The 23,794-nt window shown below is 68.4% G+C and carries 20 protein-coding genes; 10 read left to right on the top strand and 10 right to left on the bottom strand.

Features of this window, described 5'->3' with window-relative positions; translation table 11 throughout:
* Positions 1-42: 42 nt before the first annotated feature.
* Together ABD768_RS12985 and ABD768_RS12990 are read left to right on the top strand one after the other, a co-directional pair.
* Complete coding sequence (locus ABD768_RS12985; protein ID WP_344840555.1) at positions 43-624, top strand: PadR family transcriptional regulator; 582 nt, start codon at positions 43-45, stop codon at positions 622-624.
* Positions 600-2,108, top strand: coding sequence for a DHA2 family efflux MFS transporter permease subunit (locus ABD768_RS12990; RefSeq protein WP_343975519.1), 1,509 nt, complete (start codon positions 600-602; stop codon positions 2,106-2,108). The genes ABD768_RS12985 and ABD768_RS12990 overlap by 25 nt, the downstream gene beginning before the upstream one ends.
* Here ABD768_RS12990 and ABD768_RS12995 read toward each other — a convergent pair.
* The gene (locus ABD768_RS12995) at positions 2,095-2,742 is read right to left on the bottom strand and encodes a hypothetical protein (RefSeq protein ID WP_344840556.1); all 648 of its coding nucleotides are present in this window, start codon (positions 2,740-2,742) and stop codon (positions 2,095-2,097) included. The two genes, ABD768_RS12990 and ABD768_RS12995, sit on opposite strands and share 14 nt — an antisense overlap.
* A 32-nt stretch (positions 2,743-2,774) precedes the next feature.
* On the opposite strand from ABD768_RS12995, the gene ABD768_RS13000 reads away from it, so the two are divergent.
* Positions 2,775-3,719 (top strand): HhH-GPD family protein, encoded by a 945-nt coding sequence (locus ABD768_RS13000; RefSeq protein WP_344840558.1) that lies wholly within the window; start codon positions 2,775-2,777, stop codon positions 3,717-3,719.
* A gap of 174 nt (positions 3,720-3,893) precedes the next feature.
* Here ABD768_RS13000 and ABD768_RS13005 read toward each other — a convergent pair whose 3' ends face one another.
* Together ABD768_RS13005 and ABD768_RS13010 are read right to left on the bottom strand one after the other, a co-directional pair.
* Positions 3,894-4,847 (bottom strand): DivIVA domain-containing protein, encoded by a 954-nt coding sequence (locus ABD768_RS13005; protein ID WP_270135943.1) that lies wholly within the window; start codon positions 4,845-4,847, stop codon positions 3,894-3,896.
* A 72-nt stretch (positions 4,848-4,919) separates the two neighbouring features.
* On the bottom strand, positions 4,920-7,166 hold the full coding sequence (locus tag ABD768_RS13010) for a kinetoplast-associated-like protein (protein ID WP_344840559.1): 2,247 nt from the start codon (positions 7,164-7,166) through the stop codon (positions 4,920-4,922).
* A 674-nt stretch (positions 7,167-7,840) separates the two neighbouring features.
* Here ABD768_RS13010 and ABD768_RS13015 point away from each other — a divergent pair.
* From ABD768_RS13015 to ABD768_RS13025, 3 genes are all read left to right on the top strand, one after another.
* The gene (locus ABD768_RS13015; protein WP_344840561.1) at positions 7,841-10,141 is read left to right on the top strand and encodes a hypothetical protein; all 2,301 of its coding nucleotides are present in this window, start codon (positions 7,841-7,843) and stop codon (positions 10,139-10,141) included.
* Positions 10,138-10,800 (top strand): hypothetical protein, encoded by a 663-nt coding sequence (locus ABD768_RS13020; protein ID WP_344840562.1) that lies wholly within the window; start codon positions 10,138-10,140, stop codon positions 10,798-10,800. The genes ABD768_RS13015 and ABD768_RS13020 overlap by 4 nt, the downstream gene beginning before the upstream one ends.
* A 180-nt stretch (positions 10,801-10,980) precedes the next feature.
* A complete protein-coding gene (locus ABD768_RS13025; protein ID WP_344840563.1) occupies positions 10,981-11,409 on the top strand; it encodes a hypothetical protein in 429 nt (142 codons plus the stop codon).
* Between the two features lie 263 nt (positions 11,410-11,672).
* Here ABD768_RS13025 and ABD768_RS13030 read toward each other — a convergent pair whose 3' ends face one another.
* The 4 genes from ABD768_RS13030 to ABD768_RS13045 form a co-directional block, all read right to left on the bottom strand.
* Positions 11,673-14,219: an ATP-dependent Clp protease ATP-binding subunit gene (locus ABD768_RS13030; RefSeq protein WP_328330040.1), complete on the bottom strand. Its 2,547-nt coding sequence runs from the start codon at positions 14,217-14,219 to the stop codon at positions 11,673-11,675.
* Positions 14,220-14,558: 339 nt separating this feature from the next.
* Positions 14,559-14,888 carry a histone-like nucleoid-structuring protein Lsr2 gene (locus ABD768_RS13035; protein WP_343975495.1) on the bottom strand — a complete coding sequence of 110 codons (330 nt, stop codon included), beginning with the start codon at positions 14,886-14,888 and terminating at the stop codon, positions 14,559-14,561.
* A gap of 287 nt (positions 14,889-15,175) precedes the next feature.
* Positions 15,176-16,696, bottom strand: coding sequence for a lysine--tRNA ligase (gene lysS, locus ABD768_RS13040; protein ID WP_344840564.1), 1,521 nt, complete (start codon positions 16,694-16,696; stop codon positions 15,176-15,178).
* 10 nt (positions 16,697-16,706) lie between these two features.
* Positions 16,707-17,996 carry an MFS transporter gene (locus tag ABD768_RS13045; RefSeq protein WP_344840565.1) on the bottom strand — a complete coding sequence of 430 codons (1,290 nt, stop codon included), beginning with the start codon at positions 17,994-17,996 and terminating at the stop codon, positions 16,707-16,709.
* 59 nt (positions 17,997-18,055) lie between these two features.
* On the opposite strand from ABD768_RS13045, the gene ABD768_RS13050 reads away from it, so the two are divergent.
* Positions 18,056-18,634 (top strand): ArsR/SmtB family transcription factor, encoded by a 579-nt coding sequence (locus ABD768_RS13050; RefSeq protein ID WP_344840566.1) that lies wholly within the window; start codon positions 18,056-18,058, stop codon positions 18,632-18,634.
* A gap of 86 nt (positions 18,635-18,720) precedes the next feature.
* Entirely contained in the window at positions 18,721-19,410 is a 690-nt protein-coding gene (locus tag ABD768_RS13055) for a DedA family protein (RefSeq protein ID WP_343975484.1), read from the top strand.
* Here the strand turns inward: ABD768_RS13055 and ABD768_RS13060 are convergent.
* Positions 19,396-20,697, bottom strand: a complete 1,302-nt coding sequence (locus ABD768_RS13060; RefSeq protein WP_344840568.1) for a hypothetical protein — start codon at positions 20,695-20,697, stop codon at positions 19,396-19,398. The two genes, ABD768_RS13055 and ABD768_RS13060, sit on opposite strands and share 15 nt — an antisense overlap.
* A gap of 82 nt (positions 20,698-20,779) precedes the next feature.
* On the opposite strand from ABD768_RS13060, the gene ABD768_RS13065 reads away from it, so the two are divergent.
* Both ABD768_RS13065 and ABD768_RS13070 read left to right on the top strand, forming a co-directional pair.
* On the top strand, positions 20,780-21,199 hold the full coding sequence (locus ABD768_RS13065) for a TIGR03668 family PPOX class F420-dependent oxidoreductase (RefSeq protein WP_343975478.1): 420 nt from the start codon (positions 20,780-20,782) through the stop codon (positions 21,197-21,199).
* 31 nt (positions 21,200-21,230) lie between these two features.
* Entirely contained in the window at positions 21,231-21,791 is a 561-nt protein-coding gene (locus tag ABD768_RS13070) for a carboxymuconolactone decarboxylase family protein (RefSeq protein WP_344840569.1), read from the top strand.
* A 1-nt stretch (position 21,792) separates the two neighbouring features.
* On the opposite strand, the gene ABD768_RS13075 is transcribed toward ABD768_RS13070, so the two are convergent.
* Entirely contained in the window at positions 21,793-23,226 is a 1,434-nt protein-coding gene (locus tag ABD768_RS13075) for a multicopper oxidase family protein (RefSeq protein ID WP_344840571.1), read from the bottom strand.
* Entirely contained in the window at positions 23,227-23,655 is a 429-nt protein-coding gene (locus ABD768_RS13080) for a hypothetical protein (RefSeq protein ID WP_344840573.1), read from the bottom strand.
* Between the last annotated feature and the right edge of the window lie 139 nt (positions 23,656-23,794).

A 23,794-nucleotide genomic window follows, 5' to 3' on the forward strand; every position in this document is an offset into this window, starting at 1 on the left:
GAGTAATACTCCACGTGGAATAGTTCGCACGGAATGATCGGAGTGGGCGATTTGGCCTCCCTGACGCCACTGGCGATCGCGGTGCTGGCGTTGCTGGTCGAGCGCCGGATGCACGCCTACGAGATGTACCAACTGCTGCTGCACCGGCGGAACGACCGGCTGATCAAGGTCAAGCCCGGTTCGCTCTACCACACCGTCGAGCGGCTGACCGGCCAGGAACTCGTCCGCGCGACCGGCACCGAACGGGCCGGGAACCGCCCCGAGCGGACGACGTACGAGATCACCGCCGCCGGCCGGGAGGCGCTCGAGGAGCGCGTCCGGACCGGGATCGAGACCTACGAGTACGAGTACCCACTGTTCCCCGTCGTGCTGAGCGAGGCGCACAACCTCGAAGTGAAGGACGCCGCGGAACGCTTCCGGCGCCGGCTGTGCGAGATCGAGGAGCAGCTCGCCGAGGTCGAGTCCGCGATCGCGGACGTGACCGAGCGGCAGGTGCCCGAGCCGTTCTGGCTCGCCGCGGGCTACAACCGGGCCGTGCTCGCCGCCGAGCGGGACTGGCTGACCACGCTTCTCCAACGGATCGAGAGCAAGGATCTTTCATGGCAACACCGCAAGAACAAGTGACACCCGACGTCCGGCCGTGGCCGGCGTTGTGGGCGCTGGTACTGGGCTTCTTCATGATCCTGGTCGACTCCACCATCGTCTCGGTGGCGACCCCCTCGATCCTGACCGACCTGCACACCGACGTCGGCAACGTCGTCTGGGTGACGAGCGCCTACCTGCTCGCCTACGCCGTGCCGCTGCTGATCACCGGCCGGCTCGGTGACCGGATCGGGCCGAAGAAGCTCTACCTGGCCGGCCTGACCCTGTTCACCCTCGCGTCGGTCTGGTGCGGGCTGACCAACTCGATCGAGATGCTGATCATCGCCCGGGTCTTCCAGGGACTGGGCGCGTCGATGATGACGCCGCAGACGATGGCGGTGATCACCCGGATCTTCCCGGCGAACGAGCGCGGCAAGGCGATGAGCCTGTGGGGCGCCACCGCCGGCGTCGCGACGCTGGTCGGCCCGATCCTCGGCGGCGTGCTCGTCGACGGGCTCGGCTGGCAGTGGATCTTCTTCATCAACGCGCCGATCGGCGTCCTCGGTTTCGTGCTGGCCTGGCGGCTCGTCCCGGACCTGCCGACGCACGAGCACAGGTTCGACCTGGTCGGCGTCGCGCTGTCCTCGATCGGCCTGTTCTGCCTGGTGTTCGGCATCCAGGAGGGCCAGAAGTACGACTGGGGTCAGATCAGCGGACCGATCTCGGTCTGGGGCCTGATCATCGTCGGCCTGCTGGTGATCGGGATCTTCCTGTTCTGGCAGGCGAAGAACAAGGGCGAGCCGCTGCTGCCGCTGTCGCTGTTCAAGGACCGCAACTTCTCGCTGGCCAACACCGCGATCACCACCGTCGGCTTCGCGATCACCGCGATGACGTTCCCGCTGATGCTGTACGCCCAGAGCGTGCGCGGCCTGAGCCCGACCCGGTCGGCGCTGCTGCTCGTGCCGATGGCGGTCATCTCCGGCCTGCTCGCACCGTTCGTGGGACGCCTGACGGACAAGACCCACCCGCGGTACCTGGCCGGCTTCGGCCTGCTGTGCTGCTCGGTCTCGCTCTTCTGGCTCAGCCAGGTGATCGAGCCGGACGTGGCGATCTGGAAGCTACTGCTGCCGATCGCGTTGCTCGGTGTCGCCAACGGCTTCATGTGGGCGCCGCTGGGCAGCACTGCGACTCGTAACCTGCCGATGCATCAGGCCGGTGCGGGCGCGGGCGTCTACAACACCACGCGGCAGGTTGGTGCGGTGCTGGGCAGCGCGGGCATCGCCGTACTGATGGAGTCGCGTCTGGCCAGCAATCTCCCTGCACTGCAAGGGACTGCGGTCGAAGGTGCAGGCAAGCTGCCCGAGGCGCTACGGCAGGGCTTCAGCGACTCGATGGCGCAATCGATCATGCTGCCGGCTGCTGTTCTGCTGATCGGACTCGCCGCGTCACTGCTCTTCGCCAAGCCGGCCTTCATGAACAAGCCGGCCGACATCCCTTCTGCAACAGGGACTGCTAGACGATCGTGAAGGCCTGGAGGGCCGAGGCGTTCCCGTCGTAGACCGCCTTGGCCACATAGGTTCCCGGCTTGGCCTGCAGCTGTCCGGGCAGGCAGCCGGGGCGCGACCGGCGGCCGTCCCACGGGATGGTCACCGTCGATTGCTTGCCCTTGGCAAGGATCAGGATGGCTCGCGGAACCACCTTCTCGCAGTGCTCCGTGGTCCAGATCTGGTCCTTGCCGGAGGTGATCGTCAGCGACAGTACGGTCGGGTCGACGGCGACCCGGCACTCCTCGCGGACGGCGCTCAGCTGGATCACCAGGTTCATCGAGTTGCCCGAGGTGAGCGTCCGGGTGGCCGGTACGACCTCGATCCGCACGTCCCGGCCGGTGCAGGTGACGTCCTTCGGAGTCTTGGTCGACGTCTCCGTCGCCTTCTTGGACTCTGACGTCTTCGAGCTGGGTGTCTGCGTGGGGACGACGGTCGGGGCCGATGTCGGGTTCTGGCCGGGGTCCGTGGCCGCTGAGTTCTTGGGGTCGTCGCCACCGCCGAGCACCCGGACCAGGACGAAGAGCAGCGCCACCAGTACGGCGAGCACAAGTGCGCGCCGGAACCAGTACACGCTGGCGGGCAGATGCCCGACCGGTCGGAGCAGGCTGCTCATGTTCGAACCTTAATGTCAGGATTGTGCCCGACATGTCAGACTCGCCGCTCCCCCACACACCAGCCCGCACGCCACGCTCAGCCTCGTCGGCTCCGGCGGCCCGCTCAGCCTCAGCCCTGCACGAGCCGATCCTCGACTGGTACGCCGAGAACGCCCGCACCCTGCCCTGGCGCGAGCCCGATGCCGGTGCCTGGGCGGTGATGGTCAGCGAGTTCATGCTGCAGCAGACACCGGTCGCCCGGGTGCTCCCTGCGTACGAGCGGTGGATGCAGCGCTGGCCGAAGCCGGCTGACCTCGCCGCGGAGGCTCCAGGTGAGGCTGTGCGGGCTTGGGACCGTCTGGGGTACCCACGGAGGGCCCTGCGGCTCCATGCGGCGGCTAAGGCGATCGTGGAGGAGCACGGGGGCGTAGTACCGGATGACCACGCGGCACTACTCGCACTGCCGGGGGTGGGGACGTACACGGCGGCTGCGATCGCGTCGTTCGCGTATGGGCAGCGCCATGCGGTGGTGGACACCAACGTGCGCCGAGTCTTCGCCCGGGCCATCACCGGGTCGGCTCAGCCGACCATCTCGCCCACTGCGGCCGACCTGCGGCTAGCTGTCTCCGCACTGCCCGCCGACGAGCCGACAGCCGCCCGCTGGGCCATAGCCACAATGGAGCTAGGCGCCCTCATCTGCACCGCCCGAACCCCGCGATGCGCCGCCTGCCCGATCCAGAGCAACTGCGCTTGGGTGCTGGCGGGCAGCCCGCCCTACGACGGCCCACCCCGCAAGGGCCAGACCTACGAAGGTACGGATCGCCAGGTGCGTGGCCGACTGCTCGCAGTGCTGCGTGCTGCGCAGGGCCCGGTCCCGAAGAGCGAACTGGATGCGTGCTGGCCAGAGCAGATCCAACGCGAACGAGCCCTCGACGGCCTGGTTGCCGACGGCCTGGTCGACCCGGTAGCCAACAACAGCTACCGCCTCCCGGCCTGACCCAGCCCACGCCAGCTGCTCGCGAAGCGAGCTAACCCGGGTGGCACCCGGCCGGCACCAACAACCCAGGCCGGGTGAGCCATCGCAAAAGCCCGAGCGGCTGCTGCCGATCGGGCGGGGTGCCGATGGCCGGCCCGGGGTCGGGCCGGCCTCAGCAGGTCGTACAGGTGGTGATCAGTTCTTCTTGCTGCTGTTCGCCGTCGCCTCGTCGGCGTCGTCGGTGAGCAGGTCCAGCGGCATCGCCGGGCTGCCGGACAACGTGGCCAGCATCTGCCGGACGTTGGTCAGCTGCGCGTTGATGCTGTCGCGACGCTGGGTCGCGGCGGCCAGCTCGCGCTCGGACTCGGCGCGGATCCGCTCGGACTTGTCCTTCGCGGCCGCGACGATCTCCTGCGCCTGACGGTTGGCGTCGGCCAGCTGCTGCTGGGCCAGGCGCTCCGCCTCGGACCGGGACCGGTCGGCTTCGCGCTGCACCTGGGCCGCACGGTCGGTGACCGCCGCCAGCTGCTGCTCGGCCAGTGCCGTCCGGGCCGCGAACTCCTGCTCGACCTTGCCCCGGCGCTCGGCCAGGGTGGTCTCGAAGGCAGCCGCCGCCTGAGCGGACTTGGCGCGCTCCTGCTCGTACAGCGCCTGCGCCTCGCTGCGGCGCGCGGTCGCGTCGCGCTCGGCCTCGTCGCGCATGTCGTCGGCCTGGGTGCGGGCCTCCTCGAGGATGCGGGCAGCCTCGGCGTCGACCTCGCTCTTCCAGTCCAGCGAGTACTGCTCGGCCTCCTTGCGGACCTTCTTGGCGTGCACGTCGGCGTCGGCGACGATCGCGTCGGCGTCGGTGCGGGCCCGGGTTACCAGATCGCGGGCCTCGTCGTCGGCCAGCGACAGGATCTTGGCGACCCGCTCACCGAACTCGGTGAAGGTGGGCGTGCGGTCCTTGTTGTCCTCCTGGGCGGTGATGACGGCCGACTCGGCCGCGTCCGTCCGGGACTGCAGCTCCTGAACGTGGCGCTGCAGCTGCTCCGACTGCTGCTGCAGTGCGGTCAGCGAGGTGGTCAGCTCACGAACGTGCTGGTCCACCTGGGCAGGCTCGTAGCCACGCAGAACGGTGCGGAACGGGGTTGGGGATTCACTGCTCATGTCTTCTGATGCTCACTTCGGTGGGTGGGTGGATCACACATTGTCACTGACAAGGATCTGACTGTCACGTCCTCATCCTGATTCCCCCGTGGAACCCTCGCTACCGGACATTCCACCACCTGCGTGGAACCCAGGGATAGCGAGTGCCTCGATCACACCCGAAAGCTGGGTGAGCTCCTTGGTGATCTCGTCGCGGCGCTGGTTCAGCGCCGCGACCCTCGCCTCGGCGTCGGCGAGAAGTTTTCGGGCCTGCTGGCGCAGCTCGTCGGAGTGCTCGCGGGCCTGCGCCTCGAGGCCCTGGGCCTCGGCACGGGCCTTGCGGATCAGCTCGTGCGACTGACGCTGCGCGTTGGCCAGATCGTTGGCGGCCTGCTCGCGGAGTACCTGCGTGCTGACCTTCGCCTCGGCCTCGCGGCGGTTGGCGCGGGTGATGATCTCCTTGGCCTCGACCTCGGCGTTGGCCTTCAGCCGGTCGGCCTTCGCCTGCGCCTGCGCGGTCACCTTGTCGGCCTGCTGGGTGACACTGGCGAGCGTCGCCTCGGCCTGCTGGTTGGCCGACGCGAGCGTCTTCTCGGCGAGCGCGGTCAGCTCCGCGTTCTCCTTGGCGATCGCGGCCTGGGTCTCCTTGAGCCGGCTGGTCGAGCGGCTGACCACACGGCGCAGATGCGCGCGCTTGGCGCGGGCCAGCTCGGCGACCTCGATCGCCGCCCGGTCGCGGATCCCCCGGGCCTCCTGCTCGGCGGTGGCGACCAGGTCGTCGACGGTCTTCTTGCTCCAGGCCGTCTGCTTCTCGGCCTCGGCGAGCGCGGTCTCGGCCGCCTTGTTCGCGTCCTCGACGATCCGCTGCGCCTCGGCCGACGCCGTACGCCGATCCGCCTCGATACTGTCGACGACCAGCTTGGCCTGCGCTCGCGCGTCGGCCATCAGCCGCTCGTTGGCCTCTTCGGCCTCGGCCCTCTTCGCGGCGATCTCCTCGACCGCGGCGGCGCGCAGCTTGTCGATCTCGAGCGAGATGGCGGCCATCTTGGCGCGCTCGGTCTCCTCGAGCTCGGCGGTCCGGCGCTCGAGCTCGGTCCGGTTCTCACCGCGCAGGCGCTCGATCTCGGCATGCGCGGCGGCGATCTGCGCCCGGGACTTCTCCCTGGCCGCCTCCGCCTCGCGCTCGACCGTGGTCCGCAGGGCGATCGCCTCCGACTCGGCCCGGGCGATCAGCTCGGCCTCGTTGCGAACCGCTGCCTGCGAAACGAGCGCGGCCTGCTCGCCGGCGTCGGCGACGAGCTGCTGCGCCTCGCGGCTCGCGCGCTCGACTGCCGCAGCGGCCGCCTCGCGGGCCTGCTTGGCCTCCTCGACGATCTCGTCGGCTTCTTCCTTCAGCCGCGCGGCCTCCGCCTCGGCCGCGGCGATCCGCCGATCCGCCGCCGCCTGCGACTCCTCGCGCAACCGGTCGGCCGCGGCGTGCGACTCGGTGTGCAACTGTTCCGCGGCCGCCTTGACCTCGATCCGGCGCTGAGCCACCTCGGAGTCGACCGTGCTGCGCAGTTCCTCGGCAGCAGCCTCCGACTCGGCCTTCAGCCGCTCGGCAATCGCGGTCGCCTCGGCCCGTACCCGCTCGGCCTCAGCCGTCGACTCGGCCCGCAACCGCTCGGCGGCCTCGGTCGACTCTGCTGTCAGTCGCTCGGCCGCGGCCTGGGCCTCGCCAAGAATCCGCTCGGCCTCGGCAGTCGAATCGCCACGGACTCGCGCCGCTTCAGCAGCCGCCTCGGAACGGAGCCGCTCGGCCTCAGCCTTCGAGTCGGCCAGCAGCTTGCCGGCGGCCTCAGTCGACTCGGACCGCAACAACTCGGCCGCTGCCGTCGACTCGGCCCGAAGTGTCTCGGCTGCGGCAGTGGACTCCTGCTCCAGGCGTTCGGCCAGAGCCTGGGCTTCGGTACGGACCCGGTGGGCCTCGGCCTCGGACTCGCTCCGGAGTTGCTCGGCGGCGCGCTCGGCATCGCTGAGCAAGCGCTGGGCTCCGGAGTGAGCATCGGAGCGCAGCTTCTGGACCGCCTGCTCGGCCTCCGCGCGCAGTGCCTGCGTCTCCTCCTCAGCCGCCGCGCGTAGCTCCTGCGCATGCCGCTCGGCCTCGGCCTTCACCCGCTCGGCCTCGGCGCGGATCCGCTCCGCCTCTTCCAGCGCGGTGTCGTTCTCGTACTCCGCCTGCTCGCGCAGGGTGTCCGCGATCCGCTGTGCGCGCTCCAGCACGCCGCCCGCTTGCCGCACGCCAAAGGAACCGGCGTCGGGGACCGGTTCCTGGGTCAGCGGCAGACGCGGTGCGTCCATGCGACGAGATGATTCCATCTCCGGCCCCCTCTCCAACAGTCCGGGTCCCAAAGCCGTGGTCACGTAGCTACAACGAGCGAGTTCGGGTGACGGGTTAACTTTCCTTCATGCCGCTGCGCGATCTTCCCACCGAATCGAAGGCCGCGGCGGCCCTGCTCCGCACGGAGGAGCTGGCACACCGAAGGACCTTACGACGAACCCAGTGGCAAGGTGTAACCCTCGCGTGTCTCTCAGTGGTCTGCACGGTGGCCGTCCTGTTGCCGGGCAGCGCGAGCACAGGCTGTTACCTCTGGCGCGCGACGACCCAGCCCGTAAGCGGTCGCGGCGCGGCGCTGGCCCTACCCCTCACGCTGATCGCGCTGGTACTCGCGGATCGCTTGTCTGCGGACAGAATCGTCCTTCGCCGACAGGTCCGCGGATGGGGTGCCGTGGCGGTTGCTGCCGTCGCCGCGACCGCATGGAGCGGCCTTGCCTGGCAGGGCCGATCGGGCTGCGGCACTTCACCGGCTGTGATCGGTTTCCTCGTCTCCGCCGCCTTGGCCGCGGTCATCGCCGCCTATTGGGCGACCTGTTCGCCAACTGTTTCACCACTGCTCGGCAGCCCTTCGGAAGGCCGCGAAAACTCGTCGGAAGAAAGTCTCGATCAGTCCGAATTGCGAGCAATCTTCGTCGAATTGACCTCTTCGACCGAGTCTCGGCCGGTCTCCCGCCCTGTCGTCGCCCCCGTCCTGGCCGGCTCGCTGGCCGCGATCCTCCTTCTTTCAACCGTCCTCCCTTGGCGCGAACTGCTCGATCCCGTAGCCCTCGGCCCGGCCGGCGCAGAGGCCGGCATGATCCGCGTCCAGCTCTGGGAGATCCCGTACGCCGAAACGTGGGCCGCCCTACTCGCCCTAACCGCCGTGGCCGTGCTCGGCGCATCCATAGCGCGCTACCTGCCCGTGCTCCGGCCTGCGTCCGCACTAGCCGGCGCTCTCGCAGTAGCCGGCGTCCTCTCGGCACTGGTCCAACTACCGGACCAACTGTCCGACGGCGTGGGCTATCGCCCAGGGATCGGCGCCTGGCTCGCACTTGCATCTGGTGTGGTGCTGCTAGGCCTTGGCGCACAAGCTCGCCGACGCGAACTGCTTGCTGTCTTGCTAGCCGGGGCTGTTGGCGTAACGGCTGGAGTACTCGCGCCAGCGACAGCAGCACCGGAGTACAAACCCCTAGCGTTTGCAGGGATTCCGCATCGACTGCTGGACCTGCAGGGCGGGCAACTGGTCGACCGGCTCGGCATGCGCGTCGCCATCGGTACGTCGGACCCGCTGGACTCGATCGCGGGACGGTTGGACGGCGGACCGGGTCAATGGCTTCTGGGCCGTACTGGTTCGGAAGGGTCGACCCTGTTCGAGTACCGCGACGGGGTGGCGTTCCCTCGCGTCACCTTGAGCCACGGTGTGACACCACCCGCATTGCTCGGCGTCGAGGACGACAAGATGGTCATGCTCGCTGGCGGAGCAGGCAGTCGACCCTGGGCGATCCTCGCCGTCCCACTGACGCTAGTGGCTGCTGATGTGAGCCTGAGCCACAAGAACCCCGACAACACGTACTACGTGACGCCCGACGTCGACGTCTTGGCGACCGGCCAAGGCCCTGCACTCACGCATCGCAACGCGGACCGGTCGATCGTCATCTGGGGAGGCACCACCACCTGGCAGATCCCAGCCGATCGCTTGCGTCCCGGTCTGGATCTCAGCGCCTACGTGGTGGACCCAGGACCCGGCGCACCCGGCAACGCGGTGTCTACCGGGCCTGACGGCACTACTGCTTGGCGAACCAGTTGGACGGGCCTGGCTCTGCTGCGGCCCGGCTCTTCTATGGCGCAGCAGCTCACTGGTGTCGCTCCTGCTGCCTGCTCGCTGAGCAGAGACGCGGCCAGCTCGTCGTTGACAGTCGAGGCCTTCGCTGTCGATGTCCGCGGCAACGTGTGGCTCGGTGGTGGTTCGCCGACCGCAGTGGTCACGCCAGACGGCGTGCTGCGACTGCTGCCGGGTGGAGCTGCTGGAGTCGACAGCATCGAGGCACGGCCGGATGGGTCGGTGTTGCTGGGGACGTCGCCGGGTGGGGGCGACCAGGTCCTTGAGATCACGGGTGCGGCCGATGCTGCTGAGTCGTATCCGGCTGCACCCGAGCCAGACGCCCGGTGCGACCGACGGACGCCGGCTCGTGGGAGTACGGCGTACAAGGCGACCGTGGTGCCGGTCGTGCCTGCTGTGGATCCGCCGGGGAAGGTGGCGACGGGGACGGCGACTCAGCTGGGTCTGGACGGGCATGGGCGGCTGGTGCAGGTTCGACTGCCTATTGCGGCGCATGCGTGGGCTCCGGACGGCCTGGGCGGCGTCTGGTGGACTACGAGTGGCCCGGGCAAGGCGTCCAACGAGATCGGCGTTCATCTGGTGGGTGGGTCGACCAAGGTCGTGCGAGACCCTGCGCCTGAGCTGCCCAACCAGCGGGGTGAGTTCGCGGCCGCTGCTGGGGATCGGCTCGTCACTGCGATCGGTGGGAACCTGTACAACTTCTACGGGCCGGGCGAGCAGGTCAGCCGGGTCAAGGTCGCCGGTGGGCTGCGGCCGGACGGGCTGGTTCAGTTGAGTTCTGGGGATGCGGCGATGGTGCTCGACGAGCGGCTGGTGCTGGTGAGCCGGAGCGGGCGAACCACTGCGCTGTTCGGTGGAGCCACCACGGGCTGGCCGATCTCGTCGACCAGCGTCGCGCCGAGCCAGTGGACCACGGACGGCAACTGGTTCGCGGGTCCGGACGGGAAGCTCTGGGGGTACGACGGCAGCCATCTGGTGCGCGTCGACGGTCCTGGGCGAATCACGACGATCGCCGGACCGGCCCAAGGAGTACCGCAGGCGGCCGACGAGGTCACCGTCATCGGCCGCTCACTATTCTTTGCCTTGGGCAACGATATTGCCCGGCTGGATCCGCGATGACCGAACTGCCGCCCGATGAGCAACTCCCACCGAAGCTCGACGCCCTGGAGCGCGAACTTGGCGCTCAGCAACATCGATGGTTCGCCCTGGCGATGCTGCTTGCAGCCATCGCGACCGGTGTCACGCTGCTACTCCCCTGGACGTTCAGCCGCCGCCTAGGTCTGTCCGTGTGGCAACTCGGCATCGAGACCCAACCGACCCTCGCCCTCACCTGGTCAGCCGGCCTGCTCGCCACCATCGTCACCCTCGCCCTGCCGCCCGGCCCGAAATCCCAAGCCGCTGCGGCGATCACCGGCGTCATCACCCTCATCTACCTCGCCGGCTGCTGGCAGGCCCGCGACCTCGAGCAACTGACCGACACCTGGCCAGGCCCCGGCCCCACCCTCGCCCTAACCACCGCCATCATCTGGCTCCTCACCACCTCAGCCCACCTCCTGGCCACCCACCTCCACCATCCACCCCCCACCGAAGAAGCCCTGACCATCGCCCACTCCCGCCTCCGCCGCATACCCACCCCGCCCAGCCACTCCAGCCCGACCAGCACCCCGAACATGCCTAGCCGAGCCGGCCGACCCACCCGATCCACCACGCCCGGCACCCCCACTGCATCCGAGCTACCCGGACCATCCAGCGGCCCACCCAACCGGGGAGACCAATAGCCTGATCCGGGCGTACAACCCACCCCAATGGCGGCCAGAAACCTCCCCGACCCAACGGTTGCGGACGGTCCCCGGGCAGAGCGCCTGCGGAGGGCGTGGCTGGTCGGGTCACCCGGTGGAGTGAGGGGAGTCCCTCGCGGAGTTGAGGTGGTGGGGGCTGGCGTGCGCGAAGGTGGAGTGGTGAGCGTCATCGCCATCCGCCGGACGCAGGTCTGGCTACCAATCGCAGTGGCCTGTATGTCGCTGGCTCTCGGTGCCTATGGAGTCGCCAGGCTGCTCAGCGCTGACCCCCTCGGCATCGAAGGGTTCGCTGGGCTGTTCGGCGTCGATGCGCTCGGACTCAGCTTCGTGCCGACGCGGGTGGATGCCGGAGCTGTGGCAGTACTGGGCTTGATCGGAGTACCGGCTGCCGTCGGGCATGCGCGGACCGAGTGGAGCCCATCGGCGTACCGGCCGTTGTTGTGGTTCACCGCCGTGGAGGTGGTTGCGGCTGTGGGGCTGCTCCTGGCGCCAGGCGCTGCCGTCACGGCGAGAGTGCTAGCGGTTGCGCTGGCTGCAGGCTGGACAGCACTCGGCATCCGAGGCCTGCGCTACACCCGCACCACCTGAACCGCAGTACGCCGTACCCGCCCGGCCCCCGCGCCACAGCCCCACCGCCTGTACCCCAGTACGTCGCACCGCCCGGTTCTCGGCCACAGCCGTGCCGTCCGATCCCGGCGGCGGCCGTATCGCTCCAGCCTCAGCTGCGGCCGTGCGGGCCGATCGTCCGTTGTGGTGGTGCTGCTTGGGGCTTGGTTGTGTTGGGTGGGTGGGAACGGCGGAAGGCCCCACGGACGGGTGTCCGTGGGGCCTTCCGGTTGGTGCTGTGGGGCTCAGGTGTCCTGGAGGCCCGAGGTGCCGCCGCCGGCGATCTCGGTGAGTTCCAGGTCCGGGTCCGCAGCGGTGCTCTTCTGAGCGCCGGTGAAGGTGAAGAACTCCGGCACGCCGTCCTCGCTGACGGTGCCCTCGGGGGCGACGTCGACGAGCACGATCTGGCCGGGACGCAGTTCCCCGAACAGGATCTTCTCGGCCAGCACGTCCTCCACGTCACGCTGCAGCGCGCGACGCAGCGGGCGGGCACCCAGGATCGGGTCGAAGCCACGCTCGGCGACCAGAGCCTTCGCCGCCGGGGTGAGCTCGATGCCCATGTCCTTGTCCTTCAGCCGCTCTTCCACCTGCGCGACCATCAGGTCGACGATCTGGACGATCTCTTCCTTGCCGTGCTGGTGGAAGACCACGATCTCGTCGACGCGGTTCAGGAACTCGGGACGGAAGTGCTGCTTCAGCTCGTCCGTCACCTTCGCCTTCATCTTGTCGTACGACCCGACCACGTCGTTGGCTCGCTGGAAGCCGGTGCTGACCGACTTGGCGATGTCGCGGGTGCCCAGGTTCGTGGTCATGATGATCACGGTGTTCTTGAAGTCGACCACGCGGCCCTGGGCATCGGTCAGCCGACCTTCGTCCAGGATCTGCAGCAGCGAGTTGAAGATGTCCGGGTGGGCCTTCTCCACCTCGTCGAACAGCACCACGCTGAACGGCTTGCGGCGGACCTTCTCGGTCAGCTGGCCGCCCTCTTCGTAGCCGACGTACCCGGGAGGCGAACCGAACAGCCGCGAGGCCGTGTGCTTCTCGGAGTACTCCGACATGTCGAGGCTGATCAGCGACTTCTCGTCGCCGAACAGGAACTCGGTCAGCGCCTTGGACAGCTCGGTCTTACCGACACCCGACGGTCCCGCGAAGATGAACGAGCCGCTCGGCCGGCGCGGGTCCTTCAGACCCGCACGGGTCCGCCGGATCGACCGGGACAACGCCTTCACGGCGTCGACCTGACCGATGTACCGCTTGGCCAGCTCCTCCTCCATCTTCAGCAGTCGCGAGGACTCCTCCTCGGTCAGCTGGAAGACCGGGATGCCGGTCGCGGTGCTGAGCACCTCGGCGATCAGCTCCTCGTCGACCTCGGCGACGACGTCCATGTCGCCGGCCTTCCACTGCTTCTCCCGCTCGGCCTTCGCGTTGATCAGCTTCTTCTCGTCGTCGCGAAGAGAGGCCGCCCGCTCGAAGTCCTGGGCGTCGATCGCCGACTCCTTCTCCCGGCGCACGTTCGCGATCTTCTCGTCGAACTCGCGCAGGTCCGGCGGAGCGGTCATCCGGCGGATCCGCAACCGGGAACCGGCCTCGTCGATCAGGTCGATCGCCTTGTCCGGGAGGAAGCGGTCCGAGATGTACCGGTCGGCCATCTGCGCCGACGCGACCAGGGCCGGGTCGGTGATGGTGACCCGGTGGTGCGCCTCGTACCGGTCGCGGAGGCCCTTGAGGATCTCGATCGTGTGTGCGATCGAGGGCTCGGCCACCTGGATCGGCTGGAACCGGCGCTCCAGCGCGGCGTCCTTCTCGACGTACTTGCGGTACTCGTCGAGGGTGGTGGCGCCGATGGTCTGCAGCTCGCCGCGGGCCAGCATCGGCTTCAGGATGCTGGCCGCGTCGATCGCGCCCTCGGCGGCACCCGCACCCACCAGGGTGTGGATCTCGTCGATGAACAGCACGATGTCGCCGCGGGTGCGGATCTCCTTGAGGACCTTCTTGAGGCGCTCCTCGAAGTCACCGCGATAGCGCGACCCGGCCACCAGCGCGCCGAGGTCGAGCGTGTAGATCTGCTTGTCCTTCAGGGTCTCGGGCACGTCGCCACGCACGATCGCCTGGGCCAGGCCCTCGACGATCGCGGTCTTGCCGACGCCCGGCTCACCGATCAGGACCGGGTTGTTCTTGGTCCGCCGGGACAGCACCTGCATGACCCGCTCGATCTCCTTCTCGCGCCCGATCACCGGGTCGAGCTTGGACTCGCGGGCGGCCTGGGTGAGGTTCCGGCCGAACTGGTCGAGCACCAGAGAGCTGCTCGGGGCACCTTCGGTGGCCCCGGAGCCGGCGGTCGCCGTCTCCTTGCCCTGGTATCCCGAAAGCAGCTGGATGACCTGCTGCCGGACCTTGTTCAGGTCCGCTCCGAGCTTGACCAGGACCTGCGCGGCGACACCTTCGCCCTCACGGATGAGGCCGAGCAGGATGTGCTCGGTGCCGATGTAGTTGTGGCCCAGCTGCAGGGCCTCACGCAGGGAGAGCTCCAGTACCTTCTTGGCGCGAGGGGTGAACGGGATGTGGCCGCTCGGAGCCTGCTGTCCCTGGCCGATGATTTCCTCGACCTGAGAGCGGACAGCCTCCAGCGAGATACCAAGGCTCTCCAGAGCCTTGGCGGCGACACCCTCACCCTCGTGGATCAGGCCGAGCAGGATGTGCTCGGTCCCGATGTAGTTGTGGCTGAGCATCCTGGCTTCTTCCTGTGCCAGGACGACTACCCGACGGGCGCGGTCCGTAAATCGTTCAAACATCGCCAAAGCGCTCCTTGCCTCAGAGGAGTCGGACGTGCCGTGTAGGCCGACCCCCGTACATGCATGCTAGTCCCCGGCACCGACGACCTCGCTCTCAGCGAACAAGCGACGACCTCCGGTACGGCCGCGAAGTGGGGATCACAAGGGAACAACCCCGCTCAGTGCCCCGGTGTTCCCGACGCGCTGAGTGTTCGCCACCAGCGAATTCATCCCTTTACCTGCCCGGTCAGGCACCGGCTCGCACCGACCCGCCGAACTGTGTCCACACTGTGAAACGGCCGGAATGCGGACGGTCCCGGCGCCATACCTGGCACCGGGACCGGCAAAGTCCGGAAAAACTTACTTGGCGTCGTTGTAGGCCGCGCGCACCTCGGCCGAGATCCGGCCCCGCTCGCTGACCTCGTAGCCGTTGTCCTTGGCCCACGCGCGGATGTCCGCGGAGTCGGTGGCCGAGCGGCCACGGCCGCGCGTCCGGCCGGCCCCGCCCCGGCGCCCGGAGACCCGGCGCCCGGCGCCGACGTAGCCGGACAGGGCGTCGCGCAGCTTGGCCGCGTTCTTTTTCGACAAGTCGATCTCGTACGTCGAACCGTCCAGTCCGAAGGTCACGGTCTCGTCGGCCTTACCGCCGTCGAGATCGTCCTCGAGAACCACCTGAACCCTTTGCGCCATCTTGTGACAGTCCTTTCCGCGCCCGCCACCGGGCACAATCCCCCTGCCGAATTTCTTGTTACTGATTTCTACAGCACAAACCGGCAAGTTGTCATTCAACAGGCGGAATGGGCAGGAAAGATGTGACTAAAGCCTCCGGTTCCGCCGACGCTGCGCATCCGTCGTGACGATGGGTATTCATCGCGCTCACCCGCCGGATCGTGGAAAGAATCGGCCCCGGGAATGGATTTGACCGTTGGTTGTGCTATGCAACAGCCCGGGGCCGCCTTTCAGATCAGCGGAGGAAACTACTCCGGCCGGAGCAGCGGGAACAGAATCGTCTCCCGGATCCCGGCCCCGGTGAACAACATCACCAGCCGGTCCAGGCCCATCCCCATACCGCCGGCCGGCGGCATCCCGAACTCCATCGCGCGGAGGAAATCCTCGTCCAGTTCCATCGCCTCGGGATCGCCGGCCGCGGCCAGCAACGACTGTGCCACCAGGCGTTCCCGCTGGATCACCGGGTCGTTCAGCTCCGAGTAGCCGGTGCCCAGCTCGACCCCGTTGATGATCAGGTCCCAGGCCTCGACCAGGCCCGGAATTTCGCGGTGCGGCTTGGCCAGCGGCCGTACCGACTCCGGATAGTCGCGTACATAGGTGGGCTGGATCAGGGTGTGCTCGACCAGCTTCTCGTAGATCTCCAGGGCGATCTCACCGGCATTCCAGGCCGGCTGCAGCTCGACCTCGTGCTGCTCGGCGATCTTGATCAGCCGGGCCGTCTCGGTGGTCGCGTCGACGGTCTCGCCGACCGCTTCGGAGACCAGCTCGAATAGCGTCGCATGCCGCCACGGCAGGTCCAGATCGATCTGCGAACCGTCGCGCGCGGTGACCACGCTGCGGCCGACCGCACGGGCCGCGTTCCGGATCAGCTCCTCGGTCACTTCGGCGATCGAATCGTAATCGCCATAGGCCTGATAGGACTCGATCATCGAGAATTCCGCCGCATGGGTCGAGTCCAGTCCCTCGTTGCGGAAGGTCCGGCCGATCTCGAACACCCGGTCGACGCCGCCGATCATCGCCCGCTTCAGATCCAGCTCGAGCGCGATCCGGAGCTTCATGTCCTGGTCGAACGCGTTCAGGTGGGTCGTGAACGGCCGGGCGGCGGCGCCGCCGTTGGTCAGCTGCAGGACCGGCGTCTCCACCTCGATGAACTCGTGGCTGTCGAAGGTCGAGCGCAGCGACTTGAGCACGGCGGCCTTGGTACGGACCATCTCCCGCGCCTCCTGGCGCACGATCAGGTCGACGTACCTCAGGCGGACCCGGGCCTCCTCGTTCAGCGGCTTGTGCTCGTTCGGCAGCGGGCGGAGCGTCTTGGCCGCCATCTGCCAGCTGGTCGCCTGCACGGACAGCTCGCCGCGCCGGCTGGTCACCACCTCGCCCTGCACGGAGATGAGGTCGCCGATGTCGACCAGCGCCTTGTACCGGGCCAGCTCCTCCTCGCCGACCTCGGCCAGCGACAGCATCACCTGCAGCTCGGTACCGTCGCCCTCGCGCAGCTGGGCGAAGCAGAGCTTGCCGGTGTTGCGCTGGAAGATCACCCGGCCGGTCACCGCGACCAGCTCGCCGGTCTTGAAGTCGTTCTCCAGCTCCTGCACGTCGTACTTCGCCCGCAGGTCCTTCAGCAGGTGCGTCCGCGGCACCGAGATCGGGTAGGGCTGCACCCCCTCGGCCAGCAGCCGGTCACGCTTCTCCCGGCGTACCCGGATCTGCTCGGGCAGGTCGTCCTGCCCGCTGTCGGGGGTCGCCGGGTTCTCACGTGATTCAGTCATGCCTCAAAGGCTAGTGACTTAACGCCTCCACCAACGAATCCTTTGTCCGTACTACGTCCCTCCGGGCCACCAGACCCGCCGTAACAGCCGCGCAAAGGACGGCGAGCACCCCGGCGAGGACAAAGGTCGCCCGAGGCCCGACCAGCGCCCCGACGGCACCGCCCAGCAATAGAGCCACCAGCGAGCAGGCTCGCGCCGTACCACTCAATGCAGCCACCACCCGGCCACGCAGAGCATCCAGCGACCGGGTCACCACCAAGGTGCTCGTGGCCGCGTTGAGCATCCCGCCCCCGAACCCGACCGCCACCGCACCGATCACCAGCGGGACCACCCCACCCGCCAGGCCCATCAGGACGCAGGAGACGCCGATGGCCGCAGTACCGGCCAGCACTGCGCGGGTGCGGGCCAGGTCGCTCCTCAACCGGCCGGTGTACCAGGCGCCGGCGATGGCACCCGCTCCCTGGGCGGCCAGCACCAGGCCGTAGCCGGTCGGGCCGAGTCCTATCTCGTTCCTGATCAGCAGGACCTCGACCACATTGACCGCCTCCCCGACCAGGATGAACACCCAGAGCGCTGGCACGAGCACCTGCAACAGGTTGTCGGCGAAGAGGCTGCGCAGACCAGCAGTCATGCCCCCTCGCTCCTTCGGTGCCCCGGGCAACGGAGTACGCCGGGTGCGCACCAGCCGGGCAACGACCGCCAGACCGACAAAGGTCGAGGCGTCGACCAGCAAAGCGACCCGATCCCCGGACATGCCGACCAGTAGGCCGCCTGCTGCCGACCCTGCCAGGGTGGCCGCACCGATGAGCGCCTGGCTCACCCCGGTTGCCCGGCCGACCAGGTCATCGCCGACGATCCGTGGGATCAGCGCCGCCCAGGCCGGACCGGCGACGGCTTGGCCGACCTGCAGCACGCAGACCAGTGCCAACGTGGCCGCGAGTCCGCGGGAAAAGGCGATCCCGACACCGGCGGCCGCCTGCAGCAGCGACGCCCACACCAGGACCCGGCGCGAGTCGTACGCATCCACTATCCGGCCCGCGAACGGGATCATCACGACCGTAGGCACGGCGAAGGCCAGCAGCAGGGCGGTGATCGCCGCCGTGGCCGAGAGTCCGGAGCCAGAGCCGCCGTCTGCGCCGGTGCCCGTGCCGTCGCCCGAGACGCGGAGCATCAACGCCACCAGGGCGATCGCGTCACCGGCGTACGAGACCGCGCGGGCCGGCAGCACCAGCCGGATGTCTCGGTGCGACCAGAGCGAGGCGGCGGCCGGCGTACCGGAGATGTGAAGTGATTGCTTCATAACTATGAAGTTAATGCTTCAGATATCGGATCGTCAAGGGACCGGCTACGCTGTCGGGCGTGGCCGCGAAGAAGAAGCGCGTGGTGCTGACCGACCCGCGAGCGATCCGCGCCCTGGCGCACCCGGCCCGGCAGCGGATCATCGACGAGCTGTACAGCGGGCGGGTGCTGACCGCGACGGAGTGCGCCGAGCTGGCCGGGCTGACCCCGTCGGCGACCAGCTACCACCTGCGCGCGCTGTCGCGGTGGGGCATCATCGAGCGCGCCGAGGGCTCGCCCGACGGGCGGGAACGGCCCTGGCAGGCCCCGGCCACGAGCCTGGTGATCTCGTCGCAGTCGACCGGCGCCGGCCGGCTGGCCAGCCAGGCGATGATGCGCAGCAACATCGACCGGGTGATGGAGCAGTTCGAGGAGCTCCCCGGCGACGACCCGTGGGACGGCGTCAGCGCGATGAACCGCAGCCGCCTGTGGCTCACCAAGGCGGAGACCGAGCAGCTCGACAAGGATCTGATGGAGGTCGTCAACCGCTACCGCCGCGGCCGCTCGGCGGCCGGCCACCCGGCCGGAACCCGGCAGGTGAGCACCCTGATCGCGATCGTCCCCACCGGCAAGCCACCCGCCGAAGGTGACGCAGAGTGATCAGTTCAACCTGAGGGACCCTGAAATTCCCCCGGAATAGCTCACAGATCAGCTATTCGCTTGCTCCGCGGTGCCAGGATGGGGGTATGGGGGCAACGACATTGCATGCGCTGGCGATCGCGATCCCGACCGGCGGGGTCGCGATCCTCGCCTATCTGGTGGTCGGCCTGGTGATCGGGGTCGAGTCGATGGGGGTGCCACTGCCCGGCGAGACGACGCTGATCGCCGCCGCGCTGCTGGCGTCGCAACACGACCTGAACATCGTCTTCGTGATCGCCGCGGCCGCGGCCGGCGCGATCATCGGCGATTCGATCGGGTACTTCATCGGCCGGAAGGCCGGTCGCGGGCTGTTCGAGCGACTCGGCCGGCGGTTCCACCACTTCTCCGAGGAACGCATCGTCAAGGCGGAGAAGTACTTCCACAAGTACGGCGTCTGGACGGTCTTCTTCGGCCGGTTCGTCGCGCTGCTGCGGATCTTCGCCGGGCCGATGGCAGGCATGTTGCGGATGCACTATCCGCGGTTCCTGGCCGCCAACGCGGCCGGTGGCATCGCGTGGTCGACCACGATCGGCGTGGTCGCGTACAAGATCGGCGACAACGCGGACAAGATCTTCGGCGAGGTCTCGGTCTGGGCGCTGGTGGTGATCGGCGCCGCGCTCGTGGTGGCGTACGCGGTCTACAAGATCCGCAAGCGGCGCAACGCGGTGCACGAGGCCAAGCCGGCAGTGGCCGCCGGCGACGCGGACGTAGTACCGGCCGAGTCAGCGGACGCTTAGAGCCAGCGTCTGGGTCGTCTTGCCGAGCAGCGGGCGGCCCAGCGACATCGCCTTGGGGATCACGAAGCGGTAGGCGAAGATGCCGGGCTGGGTGACCTTGAAGGCGACCACCGCGGTGCCGCGTCGCATCGGGACGCGGAGGCCGGCCCAGTGCCTGGTCACCTTGTTCCAGGACTGGAACGTCACCACGGTGTTCATGGCCGGCCTGACCACGACGATCGCGGTCACCGTCTCGCCGCGCTTCTTCATCGCGCCGCCGAGGAAGCCGGTCGTCTGGATCCGGGTGACGGTCTGGGTCAGCCGCGCCTTGCTGGTCGACTGCGAGGCGACCGAGCCGATCTCGCTGTAGTCCTGCGTCATCACCTTGTACGGCCGGCTGGCGCTCGTCACGACCGGGATCTCGTAGTGCCCGCCGGAGGTGGTCTTGCCGCGGCCGGCCGGTGTCCAGCGCCCGTGCGGCGTCACCTGGGTCAGCAGCACCACGGGCAGCCCGGACATCGTCGTTCGTTGCTGCACGCAACTACCTTCGTCGGCGCAGACGACCTCCTTGAGGATCGACCGGCCACGGATCCTGATCGGCAGACCGTACTGCGCGGCGGCGGGGATCGAGGCTTCGGTCGTGCTGCTTCGGGCCGAGATCTGGCCACCGACGGCGGTCGACCACTCGTTCTGGGCGCGCAACTGGAAGAGGTACGGCGGCTTGAGGTCCTTGACGACCTGACGCATCGAGGTGGTGCCCGGTCCAGCGGTGCGCAGGGGTTGGCCTGGGCGGCCGACGACGGGCACGTACAGCTGGGTCTTGGCGGGCACGTCGAGTGGGTCGTGGGGGCTGAAGTCCTCGGGCGTCGGCGGGACCGTCCAGCGGATCAGGACGTCACCCTTGCCGGTCGGGGTCGCGGACGCGCCACTCGGGCGGACCGGTCCGCTGGTGTCGAAGACCGGGGAGCTGGCGAGCTTGCTGGACATTCCGCCGGTCGACGTACCGATACCGACGGACACCTTGTAATTGCCGTCCGGCGGGAAGGCCGAGACCGGGATCGCCCAAGTGTTGGGGGCGTCCGCGGCGACGAACTTCACGTACGACGGGCTGGTGCTGAGCACGCCCTCGATGGTGATCCGGTTCGGGGCGTCGGAGTCGGCCCAGCTGACCTTCACCTCTTGCCGGGTGCTGTCGGCCCACGCGACGGTCACCTTCGTCGGTACCGGATCCGACGAGCATGCGGTCAGCAGGGTCGCGCCGATGACGGTCGCCAGGGCGGCCGACAAGACGCTGCGGAACCTCACCATCTGGCCTCACCCAAACTCGTGGACGGTCGCGTAGACCATACCTACCGGCCCCAACCCGGATTGCGGCAGTAGGGTCGGCAGCGTGCGACTGAGTGCGGACAGCTGCCGCGAACGGTTCACCACCGCCGATCACGCCTACCTGGCCAGTATCAGCCCGGGCGACCCGCTCCGGCCGCATCTCGTACCGGTCGTTTTCGCGGTCTCTGCCGACCCGGACCTGGTCGTGATCGCCGTCGACCAGAAACCCAAGTCGACCACCGACCTGCGCCGGCTCCGCAACATCTCCGCCAACCCCCAGGTCGCCCTGCTCTGCGACCGGTACGACGCCGACTGGAGCCGACTCTGGTGGGTCAGAGCCGACGGCCACGCCCGGGTCGACTTGGAAAACCCAGCGGCTCTGGAGCTGCTCGCGGCGAAGTACCCGCAGTACCGCACCGATCCCCCGCGCGGCCCCGTCATCACCGTCGCCATCGAGACCTGGTCCGGCTGGTCCTTCAGCTAACTTGGTAAGTCAGATCCGAGGGGGAACTCAGATGGCATTCATCGATCCGTCCACACCACCACCCGGCTTCCTGGACGACAACCGCGCCCCGGCCGGCCACATCCCGAACTTCGTCAAGACCTTCGCCTCCCGCCCCGACGTCTACGAGGCCTGGAAGCAACTCAACGGCGCGATCAAGGCCTCCATGGACCTCCGCCGCTACGAACTGGCGACCCTGGCCGCCGCGACGGCTCTGAGATCCAGCTACTGCAGCCTCGCCCACGGCCAGGTCCTGGCCGAGAAGTTCTTCACCCCCGACGAAGTCGCGGCCCTGGTCGACTCCCCCGCCCCCGACCCCGTCGACCGCGCCGTCATGGCCTTCGCCCGCAAGGTAGCCCTGGCCGCCGACACCGTCACCCAGACCGACATCGACGACCTCCGCGCGCTCGGCCTGTCCGACGACGACATCCTCGACGTCTCCCTGGCAGCCGCCGCCCGCTCCTTCTTCTCCAAAACCCTCGACGCCACCGGCACCACCCCAGACCCGACCTTCAAAACCCAACTCCCCGCCGGCCTCGCCGAAAAGCTATCGGTAGGCCGTCCCATCGACTGACCTACTCCGGTTGGTTGCCGGTTGGGCCGTCGAGATGGAAAGGCGTCGTCACACCTTCGTACATCAAGTGGGTGACCAGCCCCTGCGAAGCGTGGGGGAGGTTGTGGCAGTGGTCCATCCAGATGCCTGGGTTGTCGGCGAGGAAGGCGATCTCGTAGGTCTCGTTGTCTTCTACGTTGAGGGAGTCGGTCCACCAGGGGCTGCCGGTGGCTTGGGCGCCGTTGCGGGTCAGGACCAGGACGTGGTGGCCGTGTAGGTGCATGGGGTGGACTTGGCCGGAGGTGTTCTTGACGGTCATGGTGACCAGGTCGCCTTCAGTGACCATGAACATGGGGACCTTGGGGTACTGGTGGCCGTTGATGGTCCACCAGAGGCCGGGTTTGCCGTTGAAGAAGCCTGGGCGGCGGCCGATGGTGTAGTTGAAGTGGCGGGTCGCCTTCGCGGGGTCGAAGGGTAGGGCGGCGGCTGGTTTGCCGTAGGTGAGGAGGTCGACTCGGTCTTTGGGTTCGGGGGCGGTGGGGGCATCGCCGTCGCCGATGACCAGGGTGGTCGGGCCGCCTCCTAGGCCGATGCGGACTGCCTTGCCGGGTGGCAGGGTGATTTCAAGGTCGATGCGGCCGCCTGCGGTGACCAGGACCGACTTGCCTTCGACAGGGGGTGGGTCGTTGACCGCAGTGCCGTCTACTGCGACTACTCGGTACCCGGTGCCATCTACCCAGGCCGCCATCGGGCCGTTGTCGGTGTTGATCAGCCTTAGCCGCACAGTGCCAGTTGCGGCGACTCGGCGCTCGCCGTAGCCGCCGTTGACGGTTCGGACCTTGTCGTAGGTGTGCACGGCGGCCACTACGTCGGTAGTACCGGGTGAGATGACCAGTACGCCGTACAGGCCCTTCTTCACCTGCTCATGCGACAACTGGTGCGAGTGGTACCAGTACGTGCCCGCATCGACCGCCACGAACCGGTAGGTGAACGTCTGCCCCGGCTGGACCGCGTCCTGCGTGATCCCGGCGACCCCATCCTCGGCAGCCGGTACGTCGACCCCGTGCCAGTGCAGCGTCATGCCGTCCGGCACGGACTCGTTGACCAGGGTGACCTCGATCAGGTCGCCTTGTTTCGCGTTGATCTGTGGACCGGGCGAGGTGTGGTTGAGCGTGTAGCCGTCCATCGGGCCGCGGCCGGGGATGTCGAAGCGCTCCTTGCGGGCGACCAGCCGGACCGACACGTCGGCGGCCCGATCGGCGGCCGGCTTGAGCTCCGCCACGCTGCTGCCATGGTGGTGCCCAGCCGGCATCGCGGGTCCGCCGCCGTAGTCGGCGTACCCCATGTCCATCGCCGACAGACCGTCCGGCACCAGGCTCTGCTGCCAGAACCACCCGATCGGGGCAAGCACCACCAGCGTGGCCGCGATCGCGACCACGGTGCGGCGATGCTTCATCTAGATGGTCGCCTCGGTGCCGACCTTCTGCTGGCTGGGTGCCGCTCGTCTGGCGGCGATTCCCGCGACGCCGGCCAGCGCCACCGCGTTCGCGGCGTGCAGCGCTCCGATCACCGGTACCGAGAAGGACACGAAGGCCAGCGCGATCTGCAGCGCGACCAGGCCGAACACGATCAGCGCCCACTTGATCCCGGCATCGACCCGGGCGAAGAAGGACACGATCAGGAGCAGGATCGCCAGCAGCGGGATCACCATCGAGCCGACGATGCCGTGCAGCTGGTGGCCGAAGTTGCCGTCGTAGTTCTTGTCGATCACCAGGCCGTCGTCCACGTCCTTGAGAGCCGTGAACCAGGCCAGCCCGATCGCCATCACCTGGATCAGGACGCCGAGCGCGATCAGATTCGCGAGGGCGCGATAAGTGGATTTCATGATCCTCCCCCGGACCACGCGACCCGCGTGTTGCGACCACGATGCCCTGTGGCCCCGGGCCTCCCCGCCCAGGTGTCGCTGATCACATCGTGATCCTGTGACAGGCAGTATTCAAGAGCCTTGCGCGGTGAGTTAAGGG

The sequence above is a fragment of the Kribbella ginsengisoli genome (assembly GCF_039537185.1).
Classification (GTDB): Bacteria; Actinomycetota; Actinomycetes; order Propionibacteriales; family Kribbellaceae; genus Kribbella; species Kribbella koreensis.